Here is a 13,713-nt window from a genome sequence, read left to right as displayed (position 1 = left end):
AGGTTACAATCAGTGCGGCAGGTTTATTCAAAATTAATCCAGGAGACGGAAATGTCATACAGTGGCGAACGAGATAACTTTGCACCCCATATGGCCCTGGTGCCGATGGTCATTGAACAGACCTCGCGCGGTGAACGTTCTTTTGATATCTACTCCCGTCTGCTCAAGGAACGCGTCATCTTTCTGACCGGCCAGGTGGAAGACCACATGGCGAATCTGATCGTGGCGCAGATGCTTTTTCTGGAAGCGGAAAACCCGGAAAAAGACATTTATCTGTACATTAACTCTCCGGGCGGGGTGATCACCGCCGGGATGTCGATTTACGACACCATGCAGTTCATCAAGCCTGACGTGAGCACCATTTGTATGGGCCAGGCGGCATCGATGGGCGCATTCCTGCTGACTGCAGGGGCAAAAGGCAAGCGTTTCTGCCTGCCGAACTCCCGCGTGATGATCCACCAGCCGCTGGGCGGCTATCAGGGTCAGGCGACGGATATCGAAATTCACGCCCGCGAGATCCTGAAAGTGAAAGGGCGGATGAATGAACTGATGGCACACCATACGGGTCAATCCCTGGCGCAGATTGAGAACGACACCGAGCGTGACCGTTTCTTGTCAGCCTCCGAAGCGGTGGAATACGGCCTGGTCGATTCCATTTTGGCCCATCGTAATTGATGCCCCTGGCGTAAGGGGGCCGCTATACTTGTCTGAAGTAGGGCGGCACAACGCGAGTCAGCGGCTTGCGCCTGATAATGGCATTTGCGTCGTCGTGTGCGGCACAAAGAACTTAATAAGAGGTTTGGACTCATGACAGATAAACGCAAAGATGGTTCGGGCAAACTGTTGTATTGCTCTTTTTGCGGCAAAAGCCAGCATGAAGTACGTAAGCTGATCGCCGGGCCATCCGTGTATATCTGCGACGAATGCGTTGATTTATGTAACGACATCATTCGCGAAGAGATTAAAGAAGTCGCGCCGCATCGTGAACGCAGTGCGCTGCCGACGCCGCACGAAATCCGCCATCACCTGGACGATTACGTTATCGGCCAGGAGCCGGCGAAAAAAGTGCTGGCCGTTGCGGTATACAACCACTACAAACGCCTGCGCAATGGTGATACCAGCAATGGCGTTGAGCTGGGTAAAAGTAACATTCTGCTGATTGGGCCGACAGGTTCCGGTAAAACGCTGCTGGCGGAAACGCTGGCGCGCCTGCTGGATGTGCCGTTCACCATGGCTGACGCCACCACCCTGACCGAAGCCGGTTATGTCGGTGAAGACGTCGAAAACATCATTCAGAAGCTGCTGCAGAAATGCGACTACGACGTACAGAAAGCGCAGCGCGGTATCGTCTACATCGATGAAATTGACAAAATTTCGCGTAAATCGGATAACCCGTCGATTACCCGCGATGTCTCTGGTGAAGGCGTGCAGCAGGCGCTGCTGAAGCTTATCGAAGGGACCGTTGCCGCGGTACCACCGCAGGGCGGGCGTAAGCATCCGCAGCAGGAGTTCTTGCAGGTTGACACCTCTAAGATCCTGTTTATCTGCGGCGGCGCGTTTGCCGGTCTGGATAAGGTCATTTCCCATCGTGTAGAAACCGGTTCAGGTATTGGTTTCGGCGCGACGGTAAAAGCCAAATCCGACAAAGCGAGCGAAGGCGAGCTGCTGTCGCAGGTTGAGCCGGAAGATCTGATCAAATTTGGTCTGATTCCGGAGTTCATCGGTCGTCTGCCGGTCGTCGCAACGCTGAATGAGCTGAGCGAAGAAGCGCTGATTCAGATCCTGAAAGAGCCGAAAAATGCCCTGACTAAACAGTATCAGGCATTGTTCAACCTCGAAGGCGCTGAGCTGGAGTTCCGCGATGAAGCGCTGGACGCGATCGCCAAAAAAGCGATGGCGCGTAAAACCGGCGCACGCGGTCTGCGTTCTATCGTTGAAGCGGCGCTGCTCGATACCATGTACGATCTTCCGTCAATGGAAGATGTGGAAAAAGTGGTTATCGACGCCTCCGTTATCGACGGACAGAGCAAGCCGTTGCTGATCTATGGCAAACCGGAAGCGCAGCAGGCGTCTGGTGAATAATTAACCAACTCGCTCAAGCAGTTAACAAAAAAGGGGGGATTTTATCCCCCCTTTTATTTTTCCTGCATTCCCGCCGTTGAATGTGTGGAATACATCCCCATATACTGGATTACATATTAACGGCGTCGCGATGACGAGTCGTGCCGCTGGCTACCTGGCGGACTTTAAACTAAGAGAGAGCTCTATGAATCCTGAGCGTTCTGAACGCATTGAAATCCCCGTATTGCCGTTGCGCGATGTGGTGGTTTATCCGCACATGGTCATACCCCTGTTTGTAGGGCGGGAAAAATCTATCCGTTGTCTTGAAGCGGCTATGGACCATGATAAAAAAATCATGCTGGTTGCGCAGAAAGAAGCTTCGACGGATGAGCCGGGTGTAAATGATCTTTTCACCGTCGGGACCGTGGCATCAATTTTACAGATGCTGAAGCTGCCTGATGGCACCGTCAAAGTGCTGGTTGAAGGCCTGCAGCGCGCGCGTATTTCTGCATTATCGGATAACGGCGAGCATTTTTCAGCGAAAGCCGAGTACCTTGAATCGCCGGCGATCGACGAACGCGAGCAGGAAGTGCTGGTGCGCACCGCGATCGGTCAGTTTGAAGGCTATATCAAGCTGAACAAGAAAATCCCACCGGAAGTGCTGACGTCGCTCAACAGCATCGACGATCCCGCGCGCCTGGCGGATACCATCGCTGCCCACATGCCGCTCAAGCTGGCCGATAAGCAGTCCGTCCTCGAGATGTCCGACATTAACGAACGTCTGGAATATCTGATGGCGATGATGGAATCGGAAATCGATCTGCTGCAGGTTGAGAAGCGCATTCGCAACCGCGTGAAAAAGCAGATGGAGAAATCTCAGCGTGAGTACTATCTGAATGAGCAGATGAAGGCCATCCAGAAAGAGCTCGGTGAGATGGACGATGCCCCGGACGAGAACGAAGCGCTGAAGCGCAAGATCGACGCGGCGAAAATGCCGAAAGAGGCAAAAGAAAAAACCGAAGCGGAACTGCAAAAGCTGAAGATGATGTCGCCGATGTCGGCGGAAGCGACCGTCGTACGCGGCTACATCGACTGGATGGTGCAGGTGCCGTGGAACGCGCGCAGCAAGGTTAAAAAAGATCTGCGTCAGGCTCAGGAGATCCTCGATACCGATCACTACGGCCTTGAGCGCGTGAAAGATCGTATCCTTGAGTATCTTGCGGTGCAGAGCCGTGTGAATAAGCTCAAAGGGCCGATTCTGTGCCTGGTTGGACCGCCGGGGGTGGGTAAAACCTCGTTGGGTCAATCCATCGCCAAAGCGACCGGACGTAAATACGTGCGTATGGCGCTGGGCGGCGTGCGTGATGAAGCGGAAATCCGCGGTCACCGCCGGACCTATATTGGCTCCATGCCGGGCAAACTGATCCAGAAAATGGCGAAAGTGGGCGTGAAAAACCCGCTGTTCCTGCTGGATGAGATAGACAAAATGTCCTCTGACATGCGCGGTGATCCGGCTTCAGCGCTGCTGGAAGTACTGGATCCTGAACAGAACGTGGCGTTTAACGACCACTATCTGGAAGTGGACTACGATCTGAGTGACGTGATGTTTGTGGCGACCTCTAACTCCATGAATATCCCGGCGCCGCTGCTGGATCGTATGGAAGTGATTCGTCTGTCCGGTTATACCGAAGACGAAAAACTGAACATTGCCAAACGCCACCTGCTGTCTAAGCAGATTGAGCGTAATGCGCTGAAAAAAGGCGAGCTGACCGTTGAGGACAGCGCGATTATCGGGATTATTCGCTATTACACCCGTGAAGCGGGCGTGCGTGGGCTGGAGCGTGAAATTTCCAAGCTGTGCCGTAAGGCGGTCAAACAGCTGCTGCTGGATAAGTCACTGAAGCACATCACGATTAGCGGCGATAACCTGCATGATTTCCTTGGCGTGCAGCGCTATGACTACGGTCGTGCGGATAGCGAAAACCGCGTTGGTCAGGTCACCGGTCTGGCATGGACGGAAGTGGGCGGCGATCTGCTGACCATCGAAACCGCCTGCGTGCCGGGTAAAGGCAAGCTGACCTATACCGGCTCGCTGGGCGAAGTGATGCAGGAGTCTATTCAGGCTGCGCTGACCGTAGTCCGTTCGCGTGCGGATAAGCTGGGTATTAACTCAGACTTTTACGAAAAACGTGATATTCACGTTCACGTTCCGGAAGGGGCGACGCCGAAAGACGGCCCGAGCGCCGGTATCGCGATGTGTACCGCGCTGGTGTCCTGTCTGACGGGGAATCCGGTACGCGCTGACGTCGCGATGACGGGGGAAATTACCCTGCGCGGCCAGGTGCTGCCAATCGGCGGTCTGAAGGAAAAACTGCTGGCGGCACACCGCGGCGGCATTAAGACTGTTCTGATTCCTGATGAAAATAAACGTGACCTTGAAGAAATTCCAGATAACGTTATTGCCGATTTAGATATCCATCCGGTGAAACGAATCGAAGAAGTTCTGACACTTGCGTTGCAGAACGAACCCTTTGGCATGCAGGTCGTCACGGCAAAATAGTGATTTCGCGCAAATAGCGCTAAGAAAAGTGGGGCTGGGAAGTAAATTCGTACTTGCCAGCCTTTTTTTGTGTAGCTAACTTAGATCGCTGGCAGGGGGTCATCTACAACTCTGTTGTAAGGGCATGACAGTCCTGATATAACTGCTGCGCGGTCGCACCACGAAGGATTCTGGTGCGATATAAATTATAAAGAGAGGAAGAGAACAGTGAATAAATCTCAACTGATTGACAAAATTGCTGCGGGTGCGGACATTTCTAAAGCTGCAGCCGGACGTGCGTTAGATGCTTTAATTGCTTCTGTTACTGAATCTCTGCAGGCTGGAGATGACGTTGCGCTGGTCGGGTTTGGTACCTTTGCTGTGAAAGAGCGCGCTGCCCGTACCGGTCGCAACCCGCAAACAGGTAAAGAAATTACCATCGCTGCTGCCAAAGTGCCGGGTTTCCGTGCCGGTAAAGCGCTGAAAGACGCGGTAAACTGATCGGCTTCCCATCAGGGAATGTGACGAAGTACAAGGGCGCATCGCGAGATGTGCCTTTTTTATTTGCCCGAAACCCGACTTTATGTGTGTTTGTACGCACTTGTGGGCTGACAATCCCCCCATTTTCTTGTCAAAATAGGTCCTCACGCGCGGCAGCCATCACGTGCTATGCTGCGCGAGCTACAGTCATCTACAGCGGAGCGTTGTTACACCATGATGGACAACCTACGCACGGCCGCCAATAGCGTCGTGCTCAAGATTATTTTCGGTATTATCATTATCTCGTTCATTTTGACCGGGGTGAGTGGTTACCTGATTGGCGGCAGTAACAATTATGCCGCGAAAGTTAACGACCAGGAAATTGGTCGCTCGCAGTTTGAAAATGCCGTTGCCAGCGAACGTAACCGTATGCAGCAGCAGCTTGGCGATCAGTTCTCGGAACTGGCGGCCAACGAAAACTACATGAAAACCATGCGTCAGCAGGTGCTGAACCGTCTGATTGACGAGTCGCTGCTTGACCAGTACGCCCGCGAACTTGGACTGAGCGTCAGCGATGCTCAAGTCAAACAGGCTATCTTCCAGACCCAGGCTTTCCAGACTAACGGCAAATTTGATAACGAACGTTTTGGCGGTATCGTGAATCAAATGGGTATGACCACCGATCAGTACGCGCAGGCGCTGCGCAACCAGCTGACGACTCAGCAGCTGATTAATGCCATTGCCGGTACCGACTTTATGCTGTCCGGTGAGTCCGATCAGTTGGCTGCGCTGGTATCTCAGCAACGCGTAGTGCGTGAAGCCACCATTGATGTCAACGCGCTGGCGGCGAAGCAGACGGTGAGCGATGAGGAAATCAACGCTTACTACCAGCAAAACCAGGCCCGTTTCATGGCGCCGGAGCAGTTCCGCGTCAGCTACATCAAAATGGATGCGGCTGGCATGCAGGAGAACGCCTCTGACCAGGAAATTCAGTCCTGGTATGATCAGCACCAGGATCAGTTCACGCAGCCGCAGCGTAACCGCTACAGCGTGATTCAGACCAAGACCGAAGCCGATGCCCAGACTATTCTGGATGAACTGAAGAAAGGGGCCGATTTCGCCGCCCTGGCGAAAGAAAAATCTACCGACATTATCTCTGCCCGCAACGGTGGCGATATGGGCTGGATGGAAGATGCCGCAACGGTGCCGGAGCTGAAAAATGCCGGTCTGAAAGAAAAAGGCCAGCTTTCTGGCGTGATTAAATCTTCCGTGGGTTTCCTGGTTGTCCGTCTTGATGATGTTCAGCCGGCGAAGGTTAAACCGCTGGCTGACGTTCGCGATGATATCGCGGCGAAAGTGAAGCAGGAAAAAGCGCTGGATGCTTACTACGCGCTACAGCAGAAAGTGAGCGATGCGGCCAGCAATGATAACGAATCTCTTGCCAGCGCCGCACAGGCTGCGGGTGTGAAAGTGAGCGAAACCGGCTGGTTTGGGCGTGACAATCTGCCGGAAGAGCTGAACTTTAAACCGGTCTCCGATGCTATTTTCAACGGCGGTCTGGTGGGCGAGAACGGTACACCGGGCAGCAACTCCGATATCATCACCGTCGATGGCGATCGCGCATTTGTTCTGCGCATCAGCGAGCATAAAGCGGAAGCCGTGAAGCCGCTGGCGGATGTGAAAGCGCAGGTTATCGATATCGTAAAACACACCAAAGCTGAACAACAGGCGAAGCTGGATGCAGACAAGCTGCTGGCGGCGTTCAAAGATGGCAAAGGTGACGAGGCGATGAAAGCCGCAGGTTTAAGCTTCGGTCCGGCGCAGACGCTGGCCCGTACCGGTCAGGATCCATTGAGCCAGGCGACGTTTGCTCTGCCGCTGCCGCAGCAGGGTAAACCTGTCTACGGTATGGGTAGCGACATCAAAGGCAACGTGGTGCTGCTGGCGCTGGATGAAGTGAAAGCCGGCGACATGCCGGAAGAGCAGAAAAAAGCCATGGTTCAAGGCATCACGCAGAACAATGCTCAGATTGCTTTCGAAGCGCTGATGAGCAACCTGCGTAAGTCTGCGAAAATTAAACTCGGCGATGCCATCGACCAGCAGCCATAATTTCGTGACGCTTCGCAAAAATCAGTAACGTGATGTAATCCTCAAAGGCCGCTTTCGCGGCCTTTTCCATTTCTGCGGTTTGCCTTTTGTACTCTTTTTCCACGCTCGTTATTGTGACTCCGCTGTCTACAAACAAGGAGATAACAGCATGAAATGTGGATTGAAAACGCTTATTGCCGCCGCCGTACTGGTTTGCGCGGCAGGAAGTCCGGGCGTACTTGCCGCCCCTTCCAGCGGGAAAATGTCGGCGACGGCAAAGGAGAGCGTGCAGACGCCGCAGGCGAAGGCGCCTGAGGCGTTAAACGCGACTGAGAATGATGGGACCAGGGTGAGTATCAATAGCGCCAGCGCAGAAGAGCTGGCAAAGGCTCTGAATGGCGTCGGTCTGAAGAAAGCGCAGGCTATCGTGAGCTATCGCGAAGAGTACGGGCCCTTTAAAACCGTTGACGATCTTAAGCAGGTCCCGGGGATGGGTAGCTCGCTGGTGGAGAGAAATCTGTCACATCTGACGCTGTAAATTTGCAGTACAAGTTTGCACAGTCGTTATTATTTGCCAGACTGAAGAGGTCACACGAGTGGTGTGACCTCTGACCTCAAAACAACAATGAAAGATAAGGCATGTGCGCTATGCAGACACAAATCAAAGTTCGCGGCTATCATCTCGACGTCTATCAGCACGTCAATAATGCGCGTTATCTGGAGTTTCTTGAAGAGGCGCGTTGGGATGGCCTGGAAAGCAGCCCGGCCTTTCACTGGATGACCGCACGTAACATCGCCTTCGTGGTGGTGAATATCAATATCAACTATCGACGTCCGGCGGTATTAGGCGATGTGCTCACCGTCACCAGCAAACTGGAACAGCTGAACGGAAAAAGCGGGACGTTAAGCCAGGTCGTCACCCTTAACCCTAACGGCGAGGTGGTAGCCGATGCGCTAATCACCTTTGTCTGCATCGATCTTAAAACGCAGAAGGCGCTGCCGCTGGAGGGCGAACTGCGCGAGAAACTGGTGCAGCTGGAGTCTTGCTGACAGGCCCAGCGCAGGAGTCTGTCCCGGAGGCGCCGCTGCGCATCTGTTTCAGCTAACGTTAATCGAGAAAATGCCGGGTGGCGGCTGATGCCTGCCCGGCCTGTAGGTCGTTGCGGATTGGGTACAGGAGTACGCTGGCGGGCTACGGGCCTGATGGTATACGCGGTTCTCGCAGGCCCGCGAAGGCGTCAGTCGCTACCGGGAAATAAGCGGCTACTGTAGCCCGGTTTTCTGCTTCATCACGGCCATAATACCTGGTCGATCGGCTTCGTACTGGCTTAGCCCGTTGGCGCGCAGGTTACAGGCCGCGCACTGTCCGCAGCCGTCGCCCTTAATGCCGTTATAGCAGGTCAGGGTTTCATGGCGCACCAGCGCTAACTGGCCCCAGTAATCGGCTAAGGCCCATGTCTCGGCTTTGTTCAGCCACATCAGCGGCGTCTCGAAGCGAATATCTTTCGCCATTCCCAGGCTGACGGCATGGTGCAGCGCTTTCACGAACTCGTCGCGGCAGTCCGGGTAGCCGGAAAAATCGGTCTCGCAAACGCCGGTAATGATCGCTTCCGCCTTGACCTGGTAGGCATAAATCGCCGTCAGTGTTAAAAACAGGATATTTCGTCCGGGCACAAAGGTATTCGGGATACCGCTGGCTTCCGGCTCATAGTCCGGCACCGGAATGTTATCGCGGGTCAGACTGCTGACGGCAAGCTCGTTGAGCAGCGTCACGTCGAGCACCTTATGGGCAACGGCGCCCAGCTTTAACGCCAGAGCGCGCGCAACGTCAATTTCCGCGCGGTGGCGTTGGCCATAATCAAAAGTGACGCAGTGCACTTCATCGTACTGTTGCAGAGCCTGCACCAGGCAGGTTGTTGAATCTTGTCCTCCGCTGAAGACAACTACGGCGCGTTTCATGGCAATTCCTGACAATCAAAGTGAAAGCGATATGGTAGCGCCTGACAGGCGCGGCGACCAGCTTCATCACGGCGGTGATGGCGGTAGCCAGGCGCTGGTGAAATCAAACCAGCCTCGGGCGTTAAGCCGCAGGCCGTTCACGCCCGGCGGGGCACTGATACGATAATGGTAATTAAATAGCGGCGTCATGATGGCATCGTCCATCAGGATATTGAAAACATTGCGCAACGCTTCGTTGCGGCTGCGTTCTTCAGGCTGCGCCTGGACGGCATCGAGGGTGGCCTGCAGATGAGCATATTGCGCCCCGGTCAATAAATGGGGCCACATCGTATCGCAGCGCAGCCACTGCTCCAGCGTGTATTCCGGCGCTTCGCCGATCAGCCGATCGCCCATGACCAAATCCGCCTGCGCCAGTTCCTGGCAACCGTGCCAGTTTTTGGCGTCGTGAAAAATGAGCTTCAGTTCGCAGCCGAGGGCGGCAAGCCGCAGGCGGAGCTGTTCTGCCATCGTGTGCAGTTCGACCGGCAGGTGATACAGCAGCGTAAGCTGTTCAGGCAGAGGCACATCCTGATTCTCCGGCCCCTGGGGAATGGTCCATCCGGGCAACACCTCGTGACTGGGGGTAATCAAATCTTCGTCGAGCGGAAGTGTCTTTAGCAGTGAAGAACGGTGAATCAGCGATACCAGCCGCTGCGCCTGAGCTTTACTGAGGCGAGGGCTTTGATGCAGCGTCAGGTAGCAAAATCCGAGGCTGATGCTATTGCTGACCTGACGAAGATTTGCCAGCTTGTCCGGATCGCCAATGGTAATCTGCACCGGGTGGCGGCAGCTGGTGCCCAGATTCTGCTCAAACAGCTGGGGAGTTATCCAGTACTCCACCGCCTGGATCAGCGGGTGGTGCAGATGATAGCGCGGATGATTCTCCAGCCGCACCAGTTCCGGGCTGAACAGTTGCAGGCGAAACGGCCCGCTGCCGACCGTTGGTTCATCGGGATGCGCCAGTACGCTGCCGTCGCTGGCAAGGCGGAAAGGGAGCCAGTAATCCGGGCGATGCAGCGTAATCGTCAGACACTGCGCATGCGTGACATCGATGCGGTTAATACTGGCAAACAGGGCGCGCAGGGCGGGTAGCTCCAGCAACATCAGCAGTCGCCGCTGAAGCTGCGGCGTTTCTAGCGGATCGCCATTATGCCAGAACAGCGTTGAACGGATATAAAACTGCCAGCACAGGCCGTCCGGCGATACCTGCCAGTGATGAGCTAAATCTCCGACCGGAGAGCTACTGTGCGTCCCGAAGCGCGTCAGTCCGGAAAAAATTTGCCCGGCAAGATGTTGTTCGGCGCGGCCAGGTAAAAAACCCGGCCGCAGTGCGTCAAGCGGGCGATAGTAGGGAATACGCAAAGTCGGCGTATTGTTTTGCCACTGACCGCCAAGAAAAGGCGAAAGCAGCGCCTTCAGCTCTTCCGTCGCCAACTGAGCCAGCTCCAGCGCGTTTTTCTGCTGACCATTATTCAGCGCCAGCTCCATCATCTCATTACGTAAGGCTTCTGGCGCGGTGTGAAAAATCAGCGTGCCGCGTTTTCCGCGCCCGGGAGCGGCCTGCCAGCTCAACCAGCCGGCCTCCTGAGCCTGACGCAGCAGCGTTCGAATATGGCGTTCGCTGCAAAAACAGCGTTCAGCCAGTTCGCCGACCGTCACCTGCTGCGGCGCGCCGGAGGAGGGCCGCCAGAGGCGCTGGTACTGGTTCAGACGGTTTAATAACCTCATAGACACTTCATCCTTCAACCGGCCTCTGCGTTGGCTACGCTTGCTCACCCCGGTCACTTACTGGAGTAAGCTTCCGGGGATTCGCGCCTTTGCCGCCTTGATGCAGGCTGTATTATTCACCTCATCTGACAAGGCTGCCTCTGTGCTGCTTGCGCTTGCTCACACCCGTTACCCGGGCTGTCCTTCGGCCTCGCCCCTTCGGAGCCTGCGCGAGCACGGTTTATAAACCCGGAACAATAAAATTTATCTATTCACTATTACTTCCGTATATCTCAGGCAATACTGGAACTCAAGTAAAACTCACCGTGCTTTTGGGAACTCACATGGCAAGACTCGCTGCATTTGATATGGACGGCACGCTGCTGCTGCCGGACCACCGTCTGGGAACGTCAACGCGCTCAACGCTGAAGCGTCTGCGCGATCGTGACATTACCCTGACCTTTGCCACGGGCCGCCATGTGCTGGAAATGCGCCACGTCATCGGTGAACTCTCGCTGGATGCCTACTTAATTACCGGTAACGGTACGCGGATTCATGCCGTGGATGGAGAAGAGCTGCACCGCCGCGATCTCGATCCTGGCGTCGCGGAAGCGGTGCTCCACCGCCGCTGGGACACGGCGGCCAGCATGCACGTCTTTAATGATGGCGGCTGGTTTACCGGCCAGGAGATGCCCGGATTGCTGAAAGCGCATATTTTCAGCGGCTTCCGCTATCAGATATCCGATCCCAGACGGATGCCGGCGGATAACGTCACCAAAGTCTGCTTCTGCGGCGAGCACGACGATCTCCGGCGGCTCAACGTTCAGCTGGCTGAAGCGCTCGACGATCGCGCGCATATTTGTTTTTCAGCGTTCGACTGCCTGGAAGTGCTGCCAAATGGGTGTAATAAAGGCGCTGCGCTGGCGGTACTCAGCCAGCATCTGGGCCTGTCGATGCAGGATTGTATGGCGTTTGGCGACGCCATGAACGACCGCGAAATGCTCGGTAGCGTGGGGCGCGGGGTCATTATGGGTAACGCGATGCCGCAGCTCAAAGCTGAACTTCCGCATTTACCGGTTATTGGAGACTGCCGGCATGAAGCGGTCTCCCATTTTTTAACGCATTGGCTGGATTATCCCGATCTTCCTTATTCCCCCGAATAAACAGACCTTTCCAGCAAGCCAGGCGCCACGGTGTCTGGCTTTTTTTTATTGTGTGTTTACCATTGCCGCGATTTTTGCCTGCCACGGAGTGATATCGCCTATCTGACTTGCGACCCACTGCGGGTTGTAATAGCTCTCCAGATAGCGTTCGCCGCTGTCGCACAGCAGAGTGACGATAGAACCGGTACGCCCCTCGGCGCGCATACGCACGGCGAGCTCAAGCACCCCCCACATATTGGTGCCGGTGGAGGCGCCGACTTTGCGACCCAGCAGCGTTTCCAGCCACAGGGCGCTGGCGACGCTGGCTGCGTCCGGCACCCGCAGCATCTCATCGACGACGTCAGGAATAAATGACGGCTCGACGCGCGGGCGACCGATACCTTCTATTTTGCTGCCGACCGGGCTGCGCAGGTCGGCATCGCGGCTCTGCCAGTAGTCGAGGAACACCGAGTTTTGCGGATCGACCACCAATAGTTGAGTATCATAGCCCTGACAGCGGATATAGCGGCCAATCGTGGCCGATGTTCCGCCGGTCCCCGCACTCATCACGATATAAGCGGGCTGCGGATGCGGTTCATGGGTCATCTGCCGGAAAATGCTGTCGGCAATATTGTTATTGCCGCGCCAGTCCGTCGCCCGTTCAGCGAAGGTAAATTGATCCATATAATGGCCGTTCAGCTCGCGAGCCAGTCTCTCGGAGGCGGCATAGATTTCGCACGCGCTCTCGACGAAGTGACAGCGTCCGCCATAAAACTCAATCTGCTCAATTTTGCGTTTCGCCGTACAGGAAGGCATGACGGCGATAAACGGCAGGCCGAGCAGGCGTGCGAAGTAGGCTTCAGAGACTGCCGTCGAGCCGGAAGAGGCTTCGATAATCGTCGTCCCTTCTTTAATCCAGCCGTTACACAGTCCGTAAAGGAACAGAGAACGCGCCAGGCGGTGTTTCAGGCTGCCGGTAGGATGGGTGCTCTCATCCTTCAGGTAGATCTGAATACCCGGGAAGCCGGGCAGCGCCAGGCGAATAAGGTGCGTGTCGGCGGAACGCTGATAATCGGCGTTAATTTCACTGATGGCGTGTTTTACCCAGGCGCTCTTCATCGTTATTTCCTGTTTGTCATTTTGTGCCCAGCTTAGCGGAAGTGCGAGGAAAAATTGTTGCTATTTAGCCTTTCAATTACAATGAAAGGAGAACATTTTTCTCCAGAGGTGCCCGGTGTTAGATAAAATTGACCGTAAGCTGCTTTCTTTACTGCAAACTGACTGCACCCTCTCTTTGCAGGCGCTGGCCGATGCCGTTAATCTGACCACCACGCCCTGCTGGAAACGGCTGAAACGGCTGGAAGATGAGGGTATCCTGCTCGGTCGCGTGGCGCTGCTGGATGCCGAAAAGCTTGGCCTCGGTCTGACGGCATTTGTGCTGATCAAGACCCAGCATCACAGCAGCGACTGGTACTGCCGGTTCGTCAGCGAAGTCACGCAGATGGCGGAAGTCCTCGGTTTCTGGCGGATGGCGGGAGAGTATGATTACCTGCTGCGGGTGCAGGTAGCGGATATGAAACGCTACGATGATTTTTATAAACGGTTGGTGAACAGCGTCCCCGGGTTGTCTGATGTCACTTCGAGTTTCGCGATGGAACAGATAAAATACACCACTGCTTTACCTATTGATTAACGGCG

12 protein-coding genes are annotated in these 13,713 nt (G+C 55.1%); 9 read left to right on the top strand and 3 right to left on the bottom strand.

All coding sequences use genetic code 11. The features are described 5' to 3' along the window. Window positions 1–51: 51 nt before the first annotated feature. From clpP to Electrica_RS19405, 7 genes are all read left to right on the top strand, one after another. The gene (clpP, locus tag Electrica_RS19440) at window positions 52–675 is read left to right on the top strand and encodes an ATP-dependent Clp endopeptidase proteolytic subunit ClpP (RefSeq protein ID WP_100683132.1); all 624 of its coding nucleotides are present in this window, start codon (window positions 52–54) and stop codon (window positions 673–675) included. Window positions 676–807: 132 nt separating this feature from the next. Continuing rightward, window positions 808–2,082: an ATP-dependent protease ATP-binding subunit ClpX gene (gene clpX / locus Electrica_RS19435; protein WP_004858716.1), complete on the top strand. Its 1,275-nt coding sequence runs from the start codon at window positions 808–810 to the stop codon at window positions 2,080–2,082. 184 nt (window positions 2,083–2,266) lie between these two features. Then, entirely contained in the window at window positions 2,267–4,621 is a 2,355-nt protein-coding gene (gene lon / locus Electrica_RS19430) for an endopeptidase La (RefSeq protein ID WP_100683133.1), read from the top strand. Between the two features lie 207 nt (window positions 4,622–4,828). Further along, window positions 4,829–5,101: a nucleoid-associated protein HU-beta gene (gene hupB, locus Electrica_RS19425; protein ID WP_002444653.1), complete on the top strand. Its 273-nt coding sequence runs from the start codon at window positions 4,829–4,831 to the stop codon at window positions 5,099–5,101. Window positions 5,102–5,314: 213 nt separating this feature from the next. Then, a complete protein-coding gene (ppiD, locus tag Electrica_RS19420; RefSeq protein ID WP_141965212.1) occupies window positions 5,315–7,189 on the top strand; it encodes a peptidylprolyl isomerase in 1,875 nt (624 codons plus the stop codon). A gap of 148 nt (window positions 7,190–7,337) precedes the next feature. Beyond that, a complete protein-coding gene (locus Electrica_RS19410; RefSeq protein ID WP_131047498.1) occupies window positions 7,338–7,706 on the top strand; it encodes a helix-hairpin-helix domain-containing protein in 369 nt (122 codons plus the stop codon). 110 nt (window positions 7,707–7,816) lie between these two features. Beyond that, window positions 7,817–8,218 (top strand): YbgC/FadM family acyl-CoA thioesterase, encoded by a 402-nt coding sequence (locus Electrica_RS19405; RefSeq protein ID WP_131066478.1) that lies wholly within the window; start codon window positions 7,817–7,819, stop codon window positions 8,216–8,218. A 213-nt stretch (window positions 8,219–8,431) separates the two neighbouring features. Here Electrica_RS19405 and queC read toward each other — a convergent pair whose 3' ends face one another. Together queC and Electrica_RS19395 are read right to left on the bottom strand one after the other, a co-directional pair. Further along, the gene (queC, locus tag Electrica_RS19400; RefSeq protein ID WP_100683136.1) at window positions 8,432–9,127 is read right to left on the bottom strand and encodes a 7-cyano-7-deazaguanine synthase QueC; all 696 of its coding nucleotides are present in this window, start codon (window positions 9,125–9,127) and stop codon (window positions 8,432–8,434) included. 66 nt (window positions 9,128–9,193) lie between these two features. After that, window positions 9,194–10,894: an SgrR family transcriptional regulator gene (locus Electrica_RS19395; RefSeq protein ID WP_141965211.1), complete on the bottom strand. Its 1,701-nt coding sequence runs from the start codon at window positions 10,892–10,894 to the stop codon at window positions 9,194–9,196. A gap of 323 nt (window positions 10,895–11,217) precedes the next feature. Here Electrica_RS19395 and cof point away from each other — a divergent pair, with 323 nt between their 5' ends. After that, complete coding sequence (cof, locus tag Electrica_RS19390) at window positions 11,218–12,036, top strand: HMP-PP phosphatase (protein ID WP_141965210.1); 819 nt, start codon at window positions 11,218–11,220, stop codon at window positions 12,034–12,036. Between the two features lie 45 nt (window positions 12,037–12,081). On the opposite strand, the gene Electrica_RS19385 is transcribed toward cof, so the two are convergent. Beyond that, a complete protein-coding gene (locus Electrica_RS19385) occupies window positions 12,082–13,134 on the bottom strand; it encodes a PLP-dependent cysteine synthase family protein (RefSeq protein ID WP_131047501.1) in 1,053 nt (350 codons plus the stop codon). 115 nt (window positions 13,135–13,249) lie between these two features. Between Electrica_RS19385 and Electrica_RS19380 the strand changes: the two genes are divergently transcribed. Beyond that, window positions 13,250–13,708 (top strand): Lrp/AsnC family transcriptional regulator, encoded by a 459-nt coding sequence (locus tag Electrica_RS19380; RefSeq protein WP_004858739.1) that lies wholly within the window; start codon window positions 13,250–13,252, stop codon window positions 13,706–13,708. The last annotated feature ends 5 nt before the right edge of the window (window positions 13,709–13,713 follow it).

Origin of the sequence: Klebsiella electrica (genome assembly GCF_006711645.1) — a bacterium.
Lineage (GTDB): Bacteria > Pseudomonadota > Gammaproteobacteria > Enterobacterales > Enterobacteriaceae > Klebsiella > Klebsiella electrica.
The sequence above is the reverse complement of the archived record's forward strand: the minus strand, read 5'-3'. Positions and strand labels throughout refer to the sequence as shown.

What these genes read in the sequence shown, in the direction of transcription:
- ppiD (WP_141965212.1), top strand. Translation starts at nt 5,315, where the DNA reads ATGATGGACAACCTACGCACGGCCGCCAATAGCGTCGTGCTCAAGATT.
- Electrica_RS19410 (WP_131047498.1), top strand. Translation starts at nt 7,338, where the DNA reads ATGAAATGTGGATTGAAAACGCTTATTGCCGCCGCCGTACTGGTTTGC.
- lon (WP_100683133.1), top strand. Translation starts at nt 2,267, where the DNA reads ATGAATCCTGAGCGTTCTGAACGCATTGAAATCCCCGTATTGCCGTTG.
- Electrica_RS19385 (WP_131047501.1), bottom strand. Translation starts at nt 13,134, where the DNA reads ATGAAGAGCGCCTGGGTAAAACACGCCATCAGTGAAATTAACGCCGAT.
- Electrica_RS19395 (WP_141965211.1), bottom strand. Translation starts at nt 10,894, where the DNA reads ATGAGGTTATTAAACCGTCTGAACCAGTACCAGCGCCTCTGGCGGCCC.
- Electrica_RS19405 (WP_131066478.1), top strand. Translation starts at nt 7,817, where the DNA reads ATGCAGACACAAATCAAAGTTCGCGGCTATCATCTCGACGTCTATCAG.
- queC (WP_100683136.1), bottom strand. Translation starts at nt 9,127, where the DNA reads ATGAAACGCGCCGTAGTTGTCTTCAGCGGAGGACAAGATTCAACAACC.
- cof (WP_141965210.1), top strand. Translation starts at nt 11,218, where the DNA reads ATGGCAAGACTCGCTGCATTTGATATGGACGGCACGCTGCTGCTGCCG.
- clpX (WP_004858716.1), top strand. Translation starts at nt 808, where the DNA reads ATGACAGATAAACGCAAAGATGGTTCGGGCAAACTGTTGTATTGCTCT.
- clpP (WP_100683132.1), top strand. Translation starts at nt 52, where the DNA reads ATGTCATACAGTGGCGAACGAGATAACTTTGCACCCCATATGGCCCTG.